Origin of the sequence: Streptococcus sp. HMSC034E03, assembly GCF_001811505.1 — a bacterium.
GTDB lineage: Bacteria > Bacillota > Bacilli > Lactobacillales > Streptococcaceae > Streptococcus.
The window spans coordinates 1-18,745 of sequence record NZ_KV804991.1; the positions used below are offsets into that span (position 1 = coordinate 1).

27 protein-coding genes and 4 tRNA genes are annotated in these 18,745 nt (G+C 34.9%); 16 read left to right on the forward strand and 15 right to left on the reverse strand.

The annotated features are described in order from the left end of the window. Positions 1-45: 45 nt before the first annotated feature. The 4 genes from HMPREF2805_RS06345 (at position 46) to HMPREF2805_RS06360 (ending at position 380) form a co-directional block, all read left to right on the forward strand. A tRNA-Trp gene (locus tag HMPREF2805_RS06345) sits at positions 46-116 on the forward strand. A gap of 14 nt (positions 117-130) precedes the next feature. Beyond that, positions 131-203, forward strand: a tRNA-His gene (locus tag HMPREF2805_RS06350). A 12-nt stretch (positions 204-215) separates the two neighbouring features. Further along, positions 216-287 (forward strand) — tRNA-Gln (locus HMPREF2805_RS06355). A gap of 9 nt (positions 288-296) precedes the next feature. Further along, a tRNA-Leu gene (locus HMPREF2805_RS06360) sits at positions 297-380 on the forward strand. 83 nt (positions 381-463) lie between these two features. On the opposite strand, the gene HMPREF2805_RS06365 is transcribed toward HMPREF2805_RS06360, so the two are convergent. The 14 genes from HMPREF2805_RS06365 to HMPREF2805_RS06430 form a co-directional block, all read right to left on the reverse strand. Next, entirely contained in the window at positions 464-1,597 is a 1,134-nt protein-coding gene (locus HMPREF2805_RS06365; protein WP_075231857.1) for a tyrosine-type recombinase/integrase, read from the reverse strand. After that, a complete protein-coding gene (locus HMPREF2805_RS06370) occupies positions 1,587-1,793 on the reverse strand; it encodes a DUF3173 domain-containing protein (RefSeq protein WP_075231907.1) in 207 nt (68 codons plus the stop codon). The genes HMPREF2805_RS06365 and HMPREF2805_RS06370 overlap by 11 nt, the downstream gene beginning before the upstream one ends. A gap of 13 nt (positions 1,794-1,806) precedes the next feature. Continuing rightward, positions 1,807-2,589, reverse strand: a complete 783-nt coding sequence (locus HMPREF2805_RS06375; RefSeq protein ID WP_075231858.1) for a rolling circle replication-associated protein — start codon at positions 2,587-2,589, stop codon at positions 1,807-1,809. 181 nt (positions 2,590-2,770) lie between these two features. Next, positions 2,771-3,499, reverse strand: a complete 729-nt coding sequence (locus HMPREF2805_RS06380; RefSeq protein ID WP_075231859.1) for a metallophosphoesterase — start codon at positions 3,497-3,499, stop codon at positions 2,771-2,773. A gap of 6 nt (positions 3,500-3,505) precedes the next feature. Continuing rightward, positions 3,506-3,820, reverse strand: a complete 315-nt coding sequence (locus HMPREF2805_RS06385; protein WP_075231860.1) for a hypothetical protein — start codon at positions 3,818-3,820, stop codon at positions 3,506-3,508. A 98-nt stretch (positions 3,821-3,918) separates the two neighbouring features. Further along, positions 3,919-5,277, reverse strand: a complete 1,359-nt coding sequence (locus HMPREF2805_RS06390; protein WP_075231861.1) for a P-loop NTPase family protein — start codon at positions 5,275-5,277, stop codon at positions 3,919-3,921. Continuing rightward, positions 5,240-5,476 (reverse strand): hypothetical protein, encoded by a 237-nt coding sequence (locus HMPREF2805_RS06395; RefSeq protein ID WP_075231862.1) that lies wholly within the window; start codon positions 5,474-5,476, stop codon positions 5,240-5,242. The genes HMPREF2805_RS06390 and HMPREF2805_RS06395 overlap by 38 nt, the downstream gene beginning before the upstream one ends. 54 nt (positions 5,477-5,530) lie before the next feature. Next, complete coding sequence (locus HMPREF2805_RS06400) at positions 5,531-5,851, reverse strand: hypothetical protein (RefSeq protein WP_075231863.1); 321 nt, start codon at positions 5,849-5,851, stop codon at positions 5,531-5,533. A gap of 149 nt (positions 5,852-6,000) precedes the next feature. Beyond that, entirely contained in the window at positions 6,001-6,261 is a 261-nt protein-coding gene (locus tag HMPREF2805_RS06405) for a hypothetical protein (RefSeq protein ID WP_075231864.1), read from the reverse strand. Positions 6,262-6,575: 314 nt separating this feature from the next. Continuing rightward, entirely contained in the window at positions 6,576-7,709 is a 1,134-nt protein-coding gene (locus HMPREF2805_RS06410) for a tyrosine-type recombinase/integrase (RefSeq protein WP_009732034.1), read from the reverse strand. A gap of 3 nt (positions 7,710-7,712) precedes the next feature. After that, a complete protein-coding gene (locus HMPREF2805_RS06415; protein ID WP_000598356.1) occupies positions 7,713-7,907 on the reverse strand; it encodes a DUF3173 domain-containing protein in 195 nt (64 codons plus the stop codon). Between the two features lie 59 nt (positions 7,908-7,966). Further along, entirely contained in the window at positions 7,967-8,353 is a 387-nt protein-coding gene (locus HMPREF2805_RS06420; RefSeq protein WP_001096843.1) for a hypothetical protein, read from the reverse strand. Positions 8,354-8,355: 2 nt separating this feature from the next. Beyond that, positions 8,356-9,552 (reverse strand): replication initiation factor domain-containing protein, encoded by a 1,197-nt coding sequence (locus tag HMPREF2805_RS06425; protein WP_075231865.1) that lies wholly within the window; start codon positions 9,550-9,552, stop codon positions 8,356-8,358. Between the two features lie 40 nt (positions 9,553-9,592). Next, positions 9,593-10,066: a hypothetical protein gene (locus tag HMPREF2805_RS06430; RefSeq protein WP_000182279.1), complete on the reverse strand. Its 474-nt coding sequence runs from the start codon at positions 10,064-10,066 to the stop codon at positions 9,593-9,595. 319 nt (positions 10,067-10,385) lie between these two features. On the opposite strand from HMPREF2805_RS06430, the gene HMPREF2805_RS06435 reads away from it, so the two are divergent. After that, positions 10,386-10,832, forward strand: a complete 447-nt coding sequence (locus HMPREF2805_RS06435) for a helix-turn-helix transcriptional regulator (RefSeq protein WP_000287814.1) — start codon at positions 10,386-10,388, stop codon at positions 10,830-10,832. A 163-nt stretch (positions 10,833-10,995) separates the two neighbouring features. On the opposite strand, the gene HMPREF2805_RS06440 is transcribed toward HMPREF2805_RS06435, so the two are convergent. Then, on the reverse strand, positions 10,996-11,322 hold the full coding sequence (locus HMPREF2805_RS06440) for a DMT family transporter (RefSeq protein WP_009732038.1): 327 nt from the start codon (positions 11,320-11,322) through the stop codon (positions 10,996-10,998). A gap of 172 nt (positions 11,323-11,494) precedes the next feature. On the opposite strand from HMPREF2805_RS06440, the gene HMPREF2805_RS11390 reads away from it, so the two are divergent. The 11 genes from HMPREF2805_RS11390 to comGG form a co-directional block, all read left to right on the forward strand. Continuing rightward, positions 11,495-11,893, forward strand: a complete 399-nt coding sequence (locus tag HMPREF2805_RS11390; protein ID WP_009732039.1) for an FmdB family zinc ribbon protein — start codon at positions 11,495-11,497, stop codon at positions 11,891-11,893. Positions 11,894-12,257: 364 nt separating this feature from the next. Further along, a complete protein-coding gene (nagA, locus tag HMPREF2805_RS06450; protein WP_049548224.1) occupies positions 12,258-13,409 on the forward strand; it encodes an N-acetylglucosamine-6-phosphate deacetylase in 1,152 nt (383 codons plus the stop codon). A 138-nt stretch (positions 13,410-13,547) separates the two neighbouring features. After that, positions 13,548-14,606, forward strand: a complete 1,059-nt coding sequence (locus HMPREF2805_RS06455) for a zinc-dependent alcohol dehydrogenase family protein (RefSeq protein ID WP_075231866.1) — start codon at positions 13,548-13,550, stop codon at positions 14,604-14,606. A gap of 137 nt (positions 14,607-14,743) precedes the next feature. Then, positions 14,744-15,121, forward strand: coding sequence for a DUF1033 family protein (locus HMPREF2805_RS06460; protein ID WP_075231867.1), 378 nt, complete (start codon positions 14,744-14,746; stop codon positions 15,119-15,121). A 57-nt stretch (positions 15,122-15,178) separates the two neighbouring features. Further along, positions 15,179-16,120 (forward strand): competence type IV pilus ATPase ComGA, encoded by a 942-nt coding sequence (comGA, locus tag HMPREF2805_RS06465; protein WP_075231868.1) that lies wholly within the window; start codon positions 15,179-15,181, stop codon positions 16,118-16,120. Then, positions 16,041-17,084: a competence type IV pilus assembly protein ComGB gene (comGB, locus tag HMPREF2805_RS06470; protein ID WP_075231869.1), complete on the forward strand. Its 1,044-nt coding sequence runs from the start codon at positions 16,041-16,043 to the stop codon at positions 17,082-17,084. Before comGA ends, comGB begins: the two co-directional genes overlap by 80 nt. Beyond that, a complete protein-coding gene (gene comGC / locus HMPREF2805_RS06475; RefSeq protein WP_075231870.1) occupies positions 17,085-17,408 on the forward strand; it encodes a competence type IV pilus major pilin ComGC in 324 nt (107 codons plus the stop codon). Next, positions 17,371-17,805 carry a competence type IV pilus minor pilin ComGD gene (gene comGD / locus HMPREF2805_RS06480; RefSeq protein ID WP_261676351.1) on the forward strand — a complete coding sequence of 145 codons (435 nt, stop codon included), beginning with the start codon at positions 17,371-17,373 and terminating at the stop codon, positions 17,803-17,805. Before comGC ends, comGD begins: the two co-directional genes overlap by 38 nt. Further along, entirely contained in the window at positions 17,768-18,070 is a 303-nt protein-coding gene (comGE, locus tag HMPREF2805_RS06485) for a competence type IV pilus minor pilin ComGE (RefSeq protein ID WP_075231872.1), read from the forward strand. Before comGD ends, comGE begins: the two co-directional genes overlap by 38 nt. Continuing rightward, positions 18,033-18,494 (forward strand): competence type IV pilus minor pilin ComGF, encoded by a 462-nt coding sequence (gene comGF / locus HMPREF2805_RS06490; protein ID WP_075231873.1) that lies wholly within the window; start codon positions 18,033-18,035, stop codon positions 18,492-18,494. The genes comGE and comGF overlap by 38 nt, the downstream gene beginning before the upstream one ends. Beyond that, the coding region (gene comGG, locus HMPREF2805_RS06495) for a competence type IV pilus minor pilin ComGG (protein ID WP_261676352.1) at positions 18,472-18,745 on the forward strand (274 nt) is incomplete at its 3' end. The genes comGF and comGG, both read left to right, overlap by 23 nt.

The following is an 18,745-nucleotide window of genomic DNA, read 5'->3' on the forward strand; positions in this document are numbered from 1 at the left end:
CGCTCCTTCGGGTTCGGGGGTTCGAATCCCTCCCCTTCCATAGTTACGGGCATAGTTTAAAGGTAGAACTAAGGTCTCCAAAACCTTCAGTGTGGGTTCAATTCCTACTGCCCGTGTTAGTTAAATTATGGCGGGTGTGGTGAAGTGGTTAACACATCAGATTGTGGCTCTGACATTCGGGGGTTCGATTCCCCTCACTCGCCTATTTATATTATTGGGGTATAGCCAAGCGGTAAGGCAAGGGACTTTGACTCCCTCATGCGTTGGTTCGAATCCAGCTACCCCAGTTATACTTTGCCGGCGTGGCGGAATTGGCAGACGCGCTGGACTCAAAATCCAGTGTCCGCAAGGACGTGCCGGTTCGACCCCGGCCGCCGGTATAGTAATAAAGACAAGGTTTATAAGCCTTGTCTTTTTTCTGTTTTTATCTACTAACATCTCAAAGTTACCAAATATTTCCATTTTAAAAAATATCGTCTAATTTATCTGCTAAATTTTTCTGTTTGCTAGGATATAAATGAGAATATGTATCTATTGTAGTTGTTATTGAGGCATGTCCTAGACGTTCTTTTACTACCAGGTAATCTTCCCCTTGATTGATTAATAAGGAAGCATGTGAATGCCTTAAATCGTGTATACGAATTTTTTTAAGATTCTTATTCCTAGACAAAACTTGCTTAAATTTTTTATCAACCATATTTTTAGTTATTGCTATGGGCGTACTTTGAATAATTTGAAGACTATCAGTATCTGATGTAAATTCTTTAAGCAAATTTACTTGTTTCTTTTTCCAATCTGTTAGCATTACTGTTAGTTTATTATTGATTGTAATAAACCTAGTTCCAGCTCTTGTTTTTGTACTATTGATGTGATTTTCATTATTGACAAAGTAAGCAGTTTTTGTGACGTGTATCGTGCTTGTTATTAGGTTTATATCATACCAGTTTAATGCTAGTATCTCTCCCATTCTCATACCTGTAAAAAACGCTATAGTAAAGAATAAGTCATAACTTATTTCATCTTTTGTAATGAGTTTTCTAAACTCATTAAATTCTTCTACACTCCAGAAATTTATAGTTGGCTTACTAATTGGCAATTTTCTTAGATTATCAACAGGATTTTTATCTATCAAAGATTTTCTTACCCCAGTATCAAAAATTTTTTTGAGAAGTATCATTATTTTATTGACTGTATTGGGACTTAATGTAGAATTACTATTTTGTTTTTTAGACTTTGTTTTGAGATGTTCTCGAAACTCAAAAATGTGTTCATAAGACAATTTATTTAAGTTTGTATCTTTAAAGTAAGGCTTTATATGACGTTCATAGTTATTTCTCTGTGTACTAATATAGCTGATTTTTCTGTTATTTTGTATGTCTTCCTCTTCAAGTATATTGAAGAGCATATCGGTTGTTACCAAAAAATCAAATCGTTTTTCTCTTAGCTCAACAACTCGGATATATTGTTCTATATCTAAAGCCTCTTTCTTGGTTTTGAAACCTTTGCGAATTATTCGTATCCGCTTTTTTGTAACTGGGTGAAAACCGTCAGAAATATCAATAGTCCATGTTCCGTTTTTGGCTTTTTTAACTGTCATAATGTGCACCTAAAGAAACATCAAAACCGAGTAATTCGGTTGCAATAGTAGCAGGTATAGTACCAATTCTTTTATTTTGATAAACACCAAATCCTCTTGCAATTAGCAGTTCTTTCCCTTGCCTGATAATGCGTTTAGAAGTTCCTTCAGAGAACCCAAGAGCAACTAAATCATTCTTATTTATGGTTGCTATCATGTGACTTACTCCTTTATTCATCTAGTTTGATTTTCTTATACTTTACATGATTATCGGAATACTGGCCGTCTTTATAGACCTTACTAGTGTATTCCGTTTCATATAGCACGACTGAACTTTCATAGTTAAAATCTTCATAAGTGTAAAATTTATCTTCATCAGGCTTTTTCAAGTTGCGTGATGAAAAATAGGCTTGCTTTCCGAAGTTCTCCAACAATTCTTGTCCAATCCCTTTTTCAAAATACTTTGTGACATATCGACCACGATTTTCTTTACTATCGACGTCAACTTTATTTATCCGTACTGCTCCATGTCCCCAAAGTTCCAAGAGTTGACGGTGTGGTACATAAGGAACACTGAAAAGCAGAATATGGGCATGCCATGCTCCACGTTTTTGCTTTTCTAATACTGCTATATATTTTAATTTACTTTTTTTAGTTTGAAATATGTGATAGTTAAAACGTTTAATAAAAGTTTTGAGTAAGTCTTTGAAGTGGTTTCTATCGCTGATATTTTCTTTAGTGGTCAATGTAAGAAAAGAAGTTGTATCATCAAAATTACAATCAACTAGACGGAGTAAGTTCCACTTAGCTTCTAAGCGAGTCTTCTTCATACGTTCAAGACGTTGTTCTTGTTCTTCTGGTGTTAGTTCATCAAATGTTCTTCGTTTTGATTTTTCTTTGTTTTCAGTATTAGTATCTAAAATGGATTTTACTTTTGAAAATATTGGCTTTTCATATTCCCAAATTTCAATATAGGAAGAAGTGCGGACTATTTTTTTATTATATGAGGTCATAAAAAATAGTTCCTTTTAGGTTGGCTTTCGCCAAAAGATTGTCTATATAATAAATAAACTATTAGGAGGAGCAAAGCTCCTCCTAACTTTTATCATGTGACCTAAGCACTGCTCTGCTAAACACGCTTCCAGCTTGCCGACCTCCAGTCGGCAGTTTTGCCTAGGAACACATGATTAAAAGTTACAGAAAGTAATATTTCTTAGTAATTGTATCATAGCAGATAACAGGTATTGTTTTGCTATTCTTTACATCTCCATCAATAAAATAATGGCTTTTACTATCATGGTAAATCTTACCCAGGTAACTTTTATTATTAGCTACTTCCCAAGAAGCAATATGCCCAGAGATAATATCTTTATAAAATCTACCAGTGGTAATAGGGAATTTGTTTGTAAACATCTCTGAACTCGTTAGGTCTTTCCAGAGTTTATTAGCTTCATCAATTCCAGCATGGACAAAAATTTGATTTTCTGTTTCAAAATAACGACTATCTTCATATCTTTTTTGAAACCAGTTTATGAATGGAATAAACTTAGCATTAGTTCTAATTTCGTTTCTAACACCTGACTCAAAGTTGTTAGGATTAGATTTTAAAATATAGTTCAATTCGTCTGTAGAGAAGAAACTATTTATTGTTTCTGGAAATGCAGAAGCAGTAGGCTTATCTAAAATCAACCAATCATAAAACCATTCTTCATGATTTCCAAAAAGCGTAATAATTTGTTTTGGATAAATTTTTTCAAGTTCAATTATTTTAGAAATGACTTGAAAAGATTGAGAACCGTTATCAATATAGTCTCCAAGTAAGATAAGTCGACTTTGTTTATCAGATAAGTCTATTTTATTGAGAGCGTCAATGAACTCATCTAAATAGCCATGTATGTCAGATATCGCGTAAATTTTAACCATAGCATCTTATTTTGATAAAGGAAGTACATCAGAGCATGAGAACCAAAGGTTACCATTATACTGGCCAACATTCAAGTCTTTTAATTTAACGGGGCAAGTTTTGTTATTTGCCATTTCTTGAACGGAGGTAGTAGGCGTTAAAGTATTTACCTTTACCTGAATCATCTCCATAAAAAAATCACTAGTTTCATCTTGAATTGATACATTTAGGCGTAAGGCAGTAGGCTTATTGGTCTCTCTATCTAATACTTCTGTATATCCTTTCACAGCAAAGAAGCGATTCCCTAGTAATTCTGGTTTCAAAAAATCATTTAATTTCATGATAAATTCCTTTCTTTCTATCCTCCTGCGATGCAGTCGGGTTGGCTATTTTTCTCTATTGAAAAGAATTCCTATTCCAACAGAGAAAAATACCGTCATTAGTAGTTTGGCAGTATATTTCTAACTACCTGTAAAAATTCTTGTTTAGTTTTTAAATCAACAAATGGCACAATTGTTAGCACTGGTTCTACTGTATTAAGTCCATCAGCATAAAAGAGAGCCTCTCCTTTTCTATCTGAAACTGTAGGAACGTTTTCTAATTCGCACATGCTAAAAGCCATTTTCAATCGGTCAGCACCTGGATTTCCAAGGTATAATACCGCAGATATTTGATTTCTCAATTCTACTGGAATATTCTCAGCATTAGGGTCTTGCGTAGATAATAGTAAGTGACAACCAGCCTGTCTTCCTTTTCTAGCAATTAATCCCAAATTTTGTAAAATTTCATTCCATAACTCTTTACCTTGCTTACTTGCTCCACAACTATCGCGAATAGAAGCAAGTTCGTCAATAAATAGAAAATTAGGTGTCATTCCTAAATCATAAGCATCCGCATTTAGTGAGCTATTTTGCTTAATAATCTCAAAACGTGCATTCATAATTTCTACAAACTGTCTTGATAGCTTTGCAAGAGAAGTTGGAGAAGAACCTACAGAAACTTTCTCGCCTACTTCATTTTTTAACATATTACCTAGAGCGTATAAATCAGCTCCTTTTCCGTCTACGATACCTAAATAAGTATCATCAATACCGCATCCTTTAGAAAGTGCATTGAACAGAAGCCATTCCAAAGCTATCGTTTTACCTGTCCCTGTTCTCCCATAAACACCAATATTGGTATTGGATTTCAAGCTAAATTGCTGAGTAGTTGATAACTTGATAATTGGACTAGGAATACCGTCAAAAAATCCTCTTGTCAATGTATTACTATTAAAAACGTATTGTTCAATTTCTTCTATCTGCCCTAACACATATACTATTTTATCAATCTCTTCTTTTTTAGAAATCAAAGACAAGCCCAAGGTGGGGCATAGATATTCCTCTAAATTCTTCAAAGTTTTCAGATAACGGTTTCCAAATAATGGGACAGAGACAATAACTTTGTTATCCTTAGAAACGTCAAAATATAAAATTGCTGAATCTACGACTTCATTCTCACTCTCATCATATAAATCCAAACTGATTAACATATAAAACAATGCTTCTCTGATATAGAGTTTGTTTCTTAAATTTGCTATAAAATTAGAACGAAAGAACTTCTCTACTAAAAAAAGAAAGCTTATAAAAAACATGGAAAATACTAGACGTGCAATAAATGGGATTGTAGCAATCCATGAACACATTAAAAGTAAAAAGGAAACAATTTGAATAGATAGTCTAACAACTGTAATATTTCGTGGACGAATCAAGTAAGGGTATTTACTCTTCACACGAATTGTTTGATTTAACATTCTCATTTTTTGCATCCTCCTCTCCAGCAGGGGAAGCTATCATATCTATACAAATAATCAAAAAGATAATAATCGTAATACCCATCAATATTGCAATAGCTGCAAAGATAGGAGAATAGGCATTTGTTAAAAACAACACATAATATAATGTGCAAGCAAATCCAATAAAGAACAAATAAAAAAGATATTTATAGAGATTCTTCATGATGCAATTCCTTTCTTTTTAAGATATAAAAGGGGAGGAATACTCCCCAGTCCATTAACTGTAAGTAGTAAAACGATGAGGCAATTTACCATTGCAATTATTAAAATCATCAAACATGCTTACTTTACCATAATAATTTGCCTTACTATGAAAATAAAAAGCAACTAATTTTTGTGCGTACTCTTCTTGTATACGGGAATTTATATTTAACGAATTGAAAAGTTCAGCTAAAGCTTGACTATATAGGTCAGATTTTGTATTATTTGACAAATGAAGTCTAGCTTGATTGGCTGCGTACTTGCGTTTCTCAGGTGTGTTGTAAACTCTACTCATGTCTTCAACAGCAAGTTGAACTTGGCTTGGATATTTTATCATTATTGTTTCTCCTTTTTATTTAATATTTTATTTTATTTATCATAAAAGATTTCGGTGAAGCTCTAATCATGATTCTCTCCTAGATATCTACTAAATACTGTATAGTTGATAGTCATTTTTTGAAAATTGAATGATAGGTTTTTCCCCTATCATTCAATTCCAAGCAAAGGATTATCAATATTGCTAGTGTATACGTATGTCTTTTTATCCTCTAGCTGTCGTCTATTAAGCATACCTTTATTAAACATTGCTATCAATAATCGTGCTACATTGGGAGATTGCCAATCTAGATAAGAAGCTATCTCTTTAGAGGTATGCTCAGTGTTATAGCAGTAAATAACAACATTCATTTCAGATTTACTCAAATTATTGTTTCTAGATAATCTTCTATAAAGTTCTAATTCAGTCATTTATTTCTCCAAATATCATCTTGATAGTATCATTATAGCACTAATGATAAAATATAACAAGCAAAAACACCAAAAAATTTCCCAAAATTAAATATTTTATTTTCTTTACAACAGAATGAATCTTTTAAAATGTTGATTTAATAGGTATTGTGTAGATTTAAGCTTCTCTATTTTAAACTCAAAATCCAGTGTCCGCAAGGACGTGCCGGTTCGACCCCGGCCGCCGGTATAGTATTAAAGACAAGGTTTTCGGACCTTGTCTTTTTCTTTTATTTGTTGAATTTGTAACGCTGAGTTACTTAAAATTACTAGTTTTATAACAAATCATCTAATTTATCCGCTAATTTTTGTTGCTTGCTTGGATACAAATGAGAGTATGTATCTATTGTTGTAGTTATAGAAGCATGTCCTAATCTTTCTTTTACGACAAGATAATCTTCTCCTTGGTTTATTAGTAGGGAAGCATGTGAATGCCTGAAGTCATGAATTCTTATTTTTTTTAAAGAACTATCTCTTTGTAATATTTTTTTATATTGTTTTTCGATTGAATCCTTAGTTATCGTAATCGGGCTATTTTGAAATATCTGTAGATCATCTAGGTTGGTTGTAAATTCTTTTAATCTTTCATGCTGTGTTTGCCTCCATTCTTCTAGTGTCTCCACTAGTTTGGTGTTCATGATGATTCTTCGGGTTCCAGCTTTTGTCTTTGTACTACTAATGTGTTCTTCACCTTTTTTAACGTATATTGATTTACTTACATGGATTGTATTTGTAGAAAACTCTATGTCCTTCCACGTTAGAGCAAGAGCTTCTCCGAGTCTTAGACCAGTAAAAAATAGAACTGTGAATAGTAATTTTATATTGTATTCATCGTTGCTAAATAGTGTTAAGAAATGCTTAAATTCTTTTACTGTCCAGAAATTTAATTTTACTTTTTCTATGGGTAATTTTTTCAGTAATCCTACGGGATGTTCCTTGTAAAATCCTTTTCTTAATCCAACATCCAGAATTTTCTTTAGTAAAATTATAATTTTATTAATAGTGTTTGGACTTAGCTTCTTTTCTGAGTTTTGAGTATTTTTATCTCTTAGATGTTCTCTGAATTGATAGATATCTTCATAAGTTAATTTAGCTACATCATCAACTTTTTCAAAATAGTTTTTTATATGCCTGTTATAGTTGTTTTCTTGTGTATCTATATAGCTTTGTTTTCTGTTGTTTATTCTATCCTCTTCTTTTAAGAGATCATAAAGGATATCAATTGATATTTTTGAGTTGAAACTTTTTTCTTTAAGTTCGACACTTCGTAAGTATTGTTCGGCCTCCAATGCTTCTTTTTTAGTTTTGAATCCTTTTCTTACAATTCTACGTTGTTTTAGAGATATTGGATTTATACCATTGGAAACATCAACAATCCAAGTTCCGTCTCTACTTTTACGTAAAGCCATAAGCTACGCTTCTTTCTGGAGTTCAATTCCTAATAGTTCTTCTGCGACACTGGCTGGAATTGTACCAATCCTTTTGTTATCGTAGATGTTAAAACCACGATTCACTAATAGTAATTTGCCGGTATGGATAATCTTTCTTGCAGTTCCTGGAGCAAATCCAAGTTCGATAAGGTCATCTTTTGTTACAGTTTTAATCATGTGATCTCCTTTTCTAATTAGATTAACTAAGGGGAGGATTAACTCCCCTTGTATTTTACTTATTTTTGTTTTACATCTACTAAATGGATAGCATCAGCCTTGTAATACATTGTCGTGCTAATCATAGTAGCTTGTAAATTGTCAAATGTAACTGGTACTTCATCCATTGCTTGGATATAGTCATTATCAACCAAGGCATCTGGATTGTCTACTGAGACTTGGGTTGATTTCTTTTTGAATTGTCCATCCTTGATTGTTACATTGTATTTCCAACCAATGATTTTATCGGTATTAAAACGTCTTTCGCTACCATCTCGGTTTTTGATAATTTCTCCGTTTGCATCTGCTCGGACTTCCGTTTCAAATTTTGGAATGACTTCATCCAATTCAAATTTTGTTCCAATGTTATTAAAATTCCAGTCATTTTGTGAAAGCATTTTTGCCATAGTTAATTTCTCCTTTTAATATTTTCTTTGATTGTAGGGATCAAATCCTCTCGTTTAAAGAGTATTGCTCTTTCTATTAATCCACTTGCTAAATCTGGTGGATATTCCATATTGTTGAGTGCGAGATAGTTAGCTTTCTCATACTCATGCAGTAAGTTATTGTCGTATAGAAATTTATACGCTTTTAGAATAGCTCCTGAACCTTTATAGGTAAACCATTCTAATTTTTGTTCTAGTTCTGTTTTTGATTTTGAAATAATGATAGAGACGGGTTTTGAATGGCCTAAAAACTTTTCCCAAGATCTCAAAGGTTTTGAGAAATAGCTATCACTATAGAACCTCACTTTTTCTTTGAGATATCCCTTGGTAAAGTTGAGAAGATCTATTTCTGAATGCAACCATTCTTGAATGAAGTAGTGAGCTTTTTCTTTCCTAAGTTCTAACTCAGTTCTTATCCAATTTTCTATATACCGCTTGCTGATACCGAGCTTCTCAGCTCGTTCTAAGCGTTTATCGTAAATTCTAAGTCTTTCGTCATCATTGGGTTTTCTCAAATATAAGGTCTGGCCGATTGTTTCATCTCCGTAGGTATTGTAGTAGGTGCTTTTTCCATATATAAAGCGTTTCTTCTGACAAATCTTTAGAAGCTGATTAGGAGTGAAATAGGGTGTTTCATTAAAATCATCTATTGCAATATCAATTCGTCTTACTGAAAAATGATTGTAATTGTAGTAGAGGTTGTTCAAAAACTGTCTTTCGGACAGACTATTTGGATCTAATACCATATCTCTATAGAACTCGAGTGCCTGTCCTGACATGACAAGCATGTAGGACGACTCTTTCGCTCCATAGTAGATACGGATATTCCCATAATGAAGCTGGCTATCATAGTTATAGTATTTAAGGCTCCCTTTATTCTCAATAAATAGGTCATAGTCAAGAAATAGAATGTCTTCGATTATTTCTCTTGGCGAAAATTCAGTCTTATCAAACTGAATTTGAATCCAGTCAAATACAGAACGTAAATGTTCATTTTTTGCCATAGATTTTGATTCAACTTTTTGCCTAATTTTGCCACCCTTAAAATCTGCGAAACCCTTGGCAATACTGAATTCTTTCGATGGTACACCTAACTTGCAGAGGGTGGTGTTACTACACACCCTATCGGTCAAAAATGGTCCGTCCGCATCTACGCTCATTTTCGGCTTTCTGCCTCATGGCTCAGCCGAAAACTCGCTATTAGCCGAACCTATTTTTTGACCTCTTGTTAACAAACCCTAGTAAGCCGGTTTGCATCGACTCTTCAATATCTTGGATTTTCTTTTTTAGGTTGGAATTCTCAATTTTTATCAGTCGCATTTCTCGCTTAAATTCCTGTTTTAAGGCGCTCAGTTCATCGTAGAGCTCATCTATTACTTGGTTTAGGGATTCATGTTCATTGTCTGCTAGACTCCCAAATACGGCTTGTATAGCCTCTTTTAGACCTATTTCAAGTTTTAGTTTAGCTAACTTTTGAAATTGTCTAAGGTCTTCGTCTGTAAAATCATAGGCAACTGTATAACTTAATTGATGAGTTCTGGGATTTCTACTGATAGGAACTTTAATTTTCTTAAATTCCTTGCCACTTATCTCTTTAATCAGTTGAATCCAATTTTTAAGAGTAGAGGTAGAGTTTAGGCCAGAAATTTGATTGACTAACTCTTTATTGGTCATCTTTTTGTGAAACCTCCGAAATTTTCTTGTGCAACTGAAGAGTTTTCTGTGGTATAATTGTTACATAATATGTTTTGATCTTGGAACGAACGGCACATTTGTTTCAAGATTTTTTATTTTGTCGAATCCTACCTCCTTTATTAAAATTTTTTAAATCGACTACTAGTTACATACGCTTTTACCTCCTTTTATGCTATAATATTCTCAATGGAATATTCAATCTCAAAATAAATATTCCTTATGGAATAATTCTATTTTATACCGTTTAGAATATTTTGTCAAGCTAAAATATACGAATAAGAATATCTATAGGAGAATTATGTATACAGAGGATTATAAATTTTCAGAGAGGTTAAAAACTCTCAGAAAATCAAAAAAGTTAACTCAAGTACAAATATCGGAATTAATTGGAGTTCAACAAGGGACATATTCTCGGTGGGAGAATGGAACGTTAGAACCAGGATTAGAATTCGTTGTGAAATTAGCAAATATCTTTGGGACTACTACAGATTATTTGCTGGGACAAAAACCTTATTCAATTATCAGTAGTTTACCTCTAGAACAATTAGATCTTACCAATATTGCAAACTTTTCAAAGGATGAGTTTGATATTTTGAAACATTCAATAGCAGTTTCGGTGGCAAGAAATAAAATAAAGGCAACAGAACTAAAAGATAGAGTTATAGAAAAAAATCAGTTGTCAGAAAAAGATGCAGAACTTTTGAATAAGATTTTTGAAGAAGTTAAAACTTATTGGGAAAATTAGGAGGACGCTAGTCTTCAAAATTCCCTCCCAAAATGTGTCCAAAATATTGACAGAATTCTAGCTTTTCATTATAGTTCTTATGGAACTTTTTTTCTACAACAAAATAGGCTCCATAATATCCATAGGGGATTTACCCACTACAAATAGTATAGAGCCGGTTTTATTAATGTCCTGCATTTCCTAATAAGTTAACCATGACAACACCAATGATAATCAAAATTAAACCGATAATGCTATAAACATTTAGTGTTTCTTTGAAAATCATTACTGCGATAGAGGCTGTCAAAACTAAACCGACAGCTGACCATGTTGCATAAGCTATTCCTAAAGGAATTTTTTGCATTGCTAGTGAGAGGAAATAGAAACAAACGCCATAGCTAAGTAGGGCAGAAACGGTTGGAATAGGCTTTGTAAAACCGTCTGATAATTTCAAAAGGTTAGTTCCCAATATCTCTCCTACAATGGCGATAAAAAGATAAAAGTATGACATGTCTTTAACCTCCTATATGTCATGTTTTTGCTCTAAGAGCTATTATAGCTATCCGTTTTTTATAAATCTTGGCACAAGTCATGAGAATTTGTAGTAAAACTGTGGCAGACACTTTTTCAGAACCAATAGCTGATAAGTTTAGTATATCATAAGATAAATTTTAAAAAAAGTCTTGATTTATTTCAATGTCTTGCGTGGTCTCGATTTTACTGGTAAAATTACTTTTAAGAACTTTAAAAAAGAGGTTTCTATATTTGACAAAACAATGACTTGTTGTCCCGAATGTGGGCATCCTTTGGAGAAAAAATTTTTAAAAGATGAGGGAGATATTCCTTATTGTTCACAATGTGCGAGTTTTCGTTTTCCAGTCTTTAATACAGCAATTAGTGCGATTTTATTTAATGAAAAACATGATAAGATTCTCTTGATTAAGCAATATGACATGGCTGAGCATATTTTGCTAGCTGGTTATGTGTCTAATGATATTCACAACCAATTTCTACAATCATTAAAGGCAATTAATTTAGCCTCTCTTATTACGGATATGGGTAATAAAATTGCACAAAACTAGTCCAAAACTCTTTTTAATAAGGAGTATACTTTCTAGCATTTTATAGTTACTAAAAAGTATCTAAACTTTGGAAGTGATACTAAGTTTTAAAAAATATTATGGAAAAAAAGCTTATAAAATCAATATTTCTGAGATTTAAAACTAATAATATTAGACTCAAAATCCAGTGTCCGCAAGGACGTGCCGGTTCGACCCCGGCCGCCGGTATAGTATGAAAGACAAGGTTTTCGGACCTTGTTTTTTTGTTGAATAATTTATTAAAATTTCACTAAAAAAGGTCTATACCATTTACAAATTGTTTTGAAAGGTTTATAATGTAATTGACATAATAAATAGTAGATTATTTCTTAAGGGGGTTATCATTATGCCTAAGTATATTAAAGCTGATCAATTTTTCTATCCACATGGTATTCGTCGTGGAGGTTATTTAGAACTTATTGATGGCAAGTTTGGTAAGCATGTTGAAGAGATTTCGGATGATGCAGAAATTTTAGACTACTCTGGTTACAGCATTGCACCTGGTCTCGTTGACACCCACATTCATGGTTTTGGTGGTGTGGATGTCATGGATAATAATATTGAAGGAACTCTTCATACGATGAGTGAAGGTCTTCTTAGCACAGGTGTTACTAGTTTCCTACCAACTACACTAACTTCATCATACGAACAATTGCTGGCTGTTACTGAAAACATTGGTGCACGCTATCAAGAAGCATCTGGTGCTAAGATTCGTGGTATCTATTTTGAAGGGCCATACTTTACTGAGGAATTTAAAGGAGCTCAAAACCCTGCTTACATGAAAGATCCACGTATGGATGAGTTCCGCGCTTGGCAGAAGGCTGCTAATGGTCTTCTTAATAAAATTGCTCTTGCACCTGAACGTGATGGGGTTGAGGACTTTGTACGTACTATTACTGGTGAAGGTGTAACTGTTGCTCTGGGTCACTCTAATGCTACATTTGATGAAGCTAAAAAAGCTGTTGATGCCGGGGCTAGTGTTTGGGTTCATGCCTATAATGGAATGCGTGGCTTAACACACCGCGAACTTGGTATGGTTGGTGCTATGTATGAGTTACCACACACTTATGCAGAATTGATTTGTGATGGTCATCACGTGGATCCTAAGGCTTGCGAAATTCTTCTTAAACAAAAAGGAACTGAAAATATTGCTCTTATTACCGACTGTATGACAGCAGGTGGTTTGCAAGATGGCGATTATATGTTAGGTGAATTTCCAGTTGTAGTTGCAAATGGGACTGCTCGCCTTAAATCTACAGGTAACTTGGCAGGTTCCATTCTCAAACTAAAAGATGGTCTCAAAAATGTAGTTGAATGGGGAATTGCAAATTCTCATGAAGCAGTCATGATGGCTAGTCTGAATCCAGCTAAATCAGTTCATATCGATGACGTCTGTGGACAAATCCGTGAAGGCTACGATGCTGACTTTATCGTTCTTGATAAGGATTTGGAATTGGTAGCAACTTACCTTGATGGTGAAAAACGTTATCAAGCATAATCTAAAAAGTAGAAACGACTTTAGTTTCTACTTTTTTAATAATTTTGTTATTTTTTTCACATATTACTTGATTTTCTGTTTGAAAAGGCTTACAATCATGATATAAACAATACAAATAAAAAAACGGAGGTAAGCTTTATGAAAGCCTATACTTATGTTAAACCAGGACTTGCTTCATTTGTTGATGTTGACAAACCGATTATTCGCAATCCAACAGATGCTATTGTGCGTATCGTTAAGACTACTATTTGTGGTACAGACCTTCATATTATTAAAGGCGATGTTCCTGCTTGTAAGAGTGGAACTATCTTAGGACATGAAGGAATTGGTATTGTAGAGGAAGTTGGAGCAGGAGTTTCAAACTTCAAAAAGGGTGATAAGGTTTTAATTTCTTGCGTTTGTGCATGTGGCAAGTGTTACTATTGTAAAAAAGGAATCTATGCTCACTGTGAAGACGAAGGTGGATGGATTTTTGGACATTTGATTGACGGTATGCAAGCAGAATATCTTCGTGTGCCTCATGCTGATAATACTCTTTATCATACTCCATCTGACTTGTCTGATGAAGCCTTAGTTATGTTATCTGATATCTTGCCAACTGGCTATGAAATTGGTGTCTTAAAAGGGAAAGTTGAGCCTGGCTGTAGTGTAGCTATCGTTGGTTCAGGGCCAGTTGGGTTGGCAGCTCTTTTGACGGCACAATTCTATTCACCAGCTAAATTGATTATGGTGGACCTAGACGATAACCGTTTGGATACTGCAGTTTCTTTCGGTGCTACTCATAAGATTAATTCTTCAGACCCTGAAAAAGCAATACAAGAAATTTATGATTTGACAGATGGTCGAGGTGTAGATGTCGCTATTGAGGCGGTAGGAATTCCTGCAACGTTTGATCTCTGTCAAAAGATTATCGGTGTAGGTGGAACAGTAGCCAACTGTGGTGTGCATGGTAAACCAGTTCAGTTTGATTTGGACACTCTTTGGATTCGTAACATTAATGTTACTACTGGGTTGGTTTCTACCAATACAACTCCTCAGCTTTTGAAAGCCTTAGAAAGTCATAAAATTGAACCTGAAAAATTGGTAACTCATTATTTCAAACTTAGTGAAATAGAAAAGGCCTATGAAGTATTTAGTAAGGCCGCCGATCATCATGCAATTAAAGTGATCATTGAAAACGATATTTCAGAAGGTTAATCTTGTTTTTAAATCCAGTTATTCGTTTTAGAATAGCTGGATTTTTTGAAAATGTTATATAATTCGTGAAAATGAGCAAAATTCTTTCATTGTTCTCAAAATTTCGCTATAATATACGGTACAAAGGAAGTTAATCTATGTATCGAGTTATAAAAATGTACGGAGATTTTGAACCGTGGTGGTTTATAGAAGGCTGGGAAGACGACGTCATTGCGAGCAAAAAATTTGATAACTATTATGACGCCTTGAAATATTATAAGTCTTGTTGGTTTGAGTTAGAAAAGGAGATTCCTCTTTACAAAAGTAGGGGAGACTTGATGACTATTTTTTGGGATCCAGAAGATAAACGCTGGTGTGAAGAATGCGATGAATTTCTTCAGCAATATCATTCCTTGGCTTTGTTGGAAGATGGTCAAGTCATTCCTGATGAAAAATTTAGACCTGGTTACGAAAAGCAGACTGGTTTAGAAATCCACCGTACTTGTCGCATAAAAAAAGAAGAAACAATTTTTTAATGAAGTTGTTTCTTCTTTTTTATATTTTCTTCGAATAGTAAGAATGAGGAGGAAGATATGGTACAAATACTTGCACAAGAATTGATTACACTGGCCAAAAAACAGGGAGCCCAGGACATCTATTTTATTCCTAAAGAAAAGATTTACGAGCTACATATGCGAGTTGGAGATGAGAGACATTTGATTAGCACCTATGACTTTGAAAAGTTGGGGGCCGTCATTAGTCATTTTAAGTTTATTGCGGGGATGAACGTTGGAGAAAAACGCCGTAGTCAGCTTGGTTCCTGTGATTATCAGCATGATGGTAAGCGTTCTTCACTACGTTTATCGACGGTAGGAGATTATCGTGGTCATGAGAGTCTAGTTATCCGGCTTTTGCATGATCAAGAACAAGAGTTGCGCTTCTGGTTTCAAGACCTTAAGGAACTGGAAAAGGGCTTTAGGCAACGCGGCCTTTATCTATTTGCAGGACCTGTAGGAAGTGGTAAAACTACTTTGATGCATGAATTAGCCAAGTCATTGTTTAAGGGTCGGCAGGTCATGTCCATTGAAGATCCAGTAGAAATTAAGCAGGAAGAGATGCTGCAATTACAGCTCAATGAAGCTATCGGACTGAGCTATGAAAACTTGATAAAACTTTCCCTACGACATCGTCCAGATCTTTTAATCATTGGAGAAATTCGAGATAGTGAAACAGCCCGTGCCGTTGTACGAGCTAGTCTGACAGGTGCCACGGTATTCTCGACAATCCATGCCAAGAGTGTTCGTGGGGTTTATGAGCGCCTCTTAGAACTTGGTGTCAGTGAAGATGAACTTGCAGTTGTTTTACAAGGTGTTTGTTACCAGAGACTAATCGGAGGAGGAGGAATCATTGACGTTGCAAATGGAAATTATCAAGAACACCAGGCAGAAAAGTGGAATGGACAAATTGACCAGCTTCTTAAAGAAGGACATATCACTGCCCTTCAAGCTGAAACGGAGAAAATTAGCTACCAGTAAGCAGAAGAAAATCATCACTCTCTTTAACAATTTATTTTCTAGTGGTTTTCACCTGGTAGAAATCATTTCCTTTCTAGATAGAAGTCTCTTGTTGGAAAAGGACTATGTATCGCAGATGCGTCTAGGACTTGCGCAGGGAAAGTCTTTTTCGGGAATGATGGGTCATTTAGGTTTCTCGAGTGCGATTGTCACGCAACTTTCATTGGCTGAAGTTCATGGAAATCTCCATTTGAGTTTGGGGAAAATTGAAGAATATTTGGATAATCTAGCTAAGGTCAAGAAGAAGTTAATCGAAGTTGCGACCTATCCAGTCATTTTGTTAGTTTTCTTACTGCTCATTATGATGGGTTTGCGTAATTATCTCTTGCCTCAACTGGATAGTAGCAACATAGCTACCTTAGTGATTAGTAACCTGCCACAGATTTTTCTTGGTATTACTCTATTGCTAGGTCTAGTATCTTTAACAGGACTGATATTCTACAGAAAATCTAGGAAGATACAAGTATTTTCTTTTCTAGCTAGAATCCCCTTTCTAGGTGTGTTTATTCAGTATTATCTAACTGCCTATTATGCTCGAGAATGGGGTAATATGATTGGTCAAGGTCTGGAGCTATCACAGATTTTCCAGATGATGCAGGAGCAAGGAAATCCTCTTTTTAGGGAAATAGGACAAGATTTAGATCAAGCCTTGCAAAATGGGCATGAATTTTCGAAAGTTGTGCAACATTATCCTTTCTTTAGAAGAGAGTTGGGTTTAATCATTGAATACGGAGAGGTCAAATCCAAACTGGGGAGCGAATTGGAAATCTATGCGGAAAAAACCTGGGAATCCTTCTTTACCCGAGTCAATCGGACCATGAACCTTGTTCAACCACTGGTCTTTATTTTTGTAGCCCTGCTAATCGTTTTATTGTATGCAGCTATGTTGCTGCCCATGTATCAAAATATGGAGGTTAATTTTTAGATGAAAAAAATGTTGATGAAATTAAAAGAAGCGAAGGCAAAAGCTTTCACTCTTGTAGAAATGTTGGTCGTATTGCTCATCATTAGTATTCTACTCTTACTGTTTGTGCCAAATCTTACTAAGCAAAAGGATGCAGTGAATGACAAGGGTAAAGCAGCTGTCGTCAAGGTGGTAGAAAGTCAAGCAGAACTGTATAGTCTGGATAAAAATGAAGATGCTAGTCTAAGCAAATTACAGGCAGATGGACGTATCACTGCTGAGCAAGCAAAAGCTTACAAAGAGTATCATGATAAACAAAAGACAAGTCAAACAGTTGCGGATTAGGGCTTTTACCATGCTAGAAAGTCTATTGGTTTTAGGGATAGTCAGCATTTTGGCTTTGGGTTTGTCAAGTTCAGTTCAATCCACTTTTGCAACTGTGGAAGAACAAATTTTCTTTATGGAGTTTGAGGAACTTTATCGAGAAACCCAGAAACGAAGTCTGGCTAGTCAACAAAAGATGAATTTAATATTAGAAGAGAGGAGTATTAGTAATGGCTATCAGAAATTAGCCATTCCAAAAGGGATTCAACTGCAGTCCAATCAGTCAATTTCCTTTGACAAAGCTGGAGGAAATTCGTCTCTTGCAAGTGTGAGATTTCAAACAAGGAAAGAAGTAGTTCGCTACCAACTATATCTAGGAAATGGAAAGATTAAACGTATTCAAGAAGCAAAAAATTAAGGCGGTTATTTTACTGGAGGCAGTGATTTCACTAGCTGTTTTTGCCAGTATTGCAACCCTCTTGCTGGGGCAGATTCAAGAAAGTAGACGACAGGAAGCAAGACTATTAGAACAGGAAGAAGTTTTGCGAGTGGCTCGTATGGCTTTGCAGACTGGACAAAAGCAGTTGACTGTCAATGGGCTTACAGTTCGTGTTGTCTCGAATGAGCGAGGTTTGGAGGTGTATCATGGAACTGAAAAATTACTGGCGATTCAAGATAAGTAGAGTCAGAGCTTTTACACTTTTAGAATCCCTGGTTGCTCTTATTGTGATTAGTGGGAGTTTGCTTCTTTTTCAATCTATGAGTCAACTCTTGGTTTCAGAAGTTCGCTACCAGCAGAAAAGTGAGCAAAAAGAATGGCTCTTATTTGTGGATCAGCTGGAAGCAGAGCTGAATCGAGCCCAATTTGAAAAAGTAGAGAATGATAGACTTTACCTCAAACAGGATGGGAACCCCATTTCCATGGGAAAATCAAAGTCAAATGATTTTCGAAAAACAGATGCCAGTGGACGTGGCTACCAGCCGATGGTTTACGGTCTGAAATCAGCTCATATTTACCAAAACGGGCAAAATGTTCATTTTAATTTTCAGTTTGAAAAGGGGCTAGAGAGGGAGTTTATCTATCGTGTGGAAAAAGAAAAAAGTTAGGGCTGGAGTTCTCCTTTACGCCATCACTGTTGCTGGAATTTTTAGTCTCTTGTTGCAGTTTTATCTGAATCGACAAGTGGCTCATCATCAGGATTATGCACTGAATAAAGAAAAACTTCTTGCATTTGCAATGGCTAAGAGGACCTATGAAAAAGCTAGTTCTGAGAGTGGTCAGCAGTCATTTAATGCAGGAAAGGCAACTTATCGTAATGACCAAAAGGGTTTTACAACGATTGTTGACACTGGAAAAA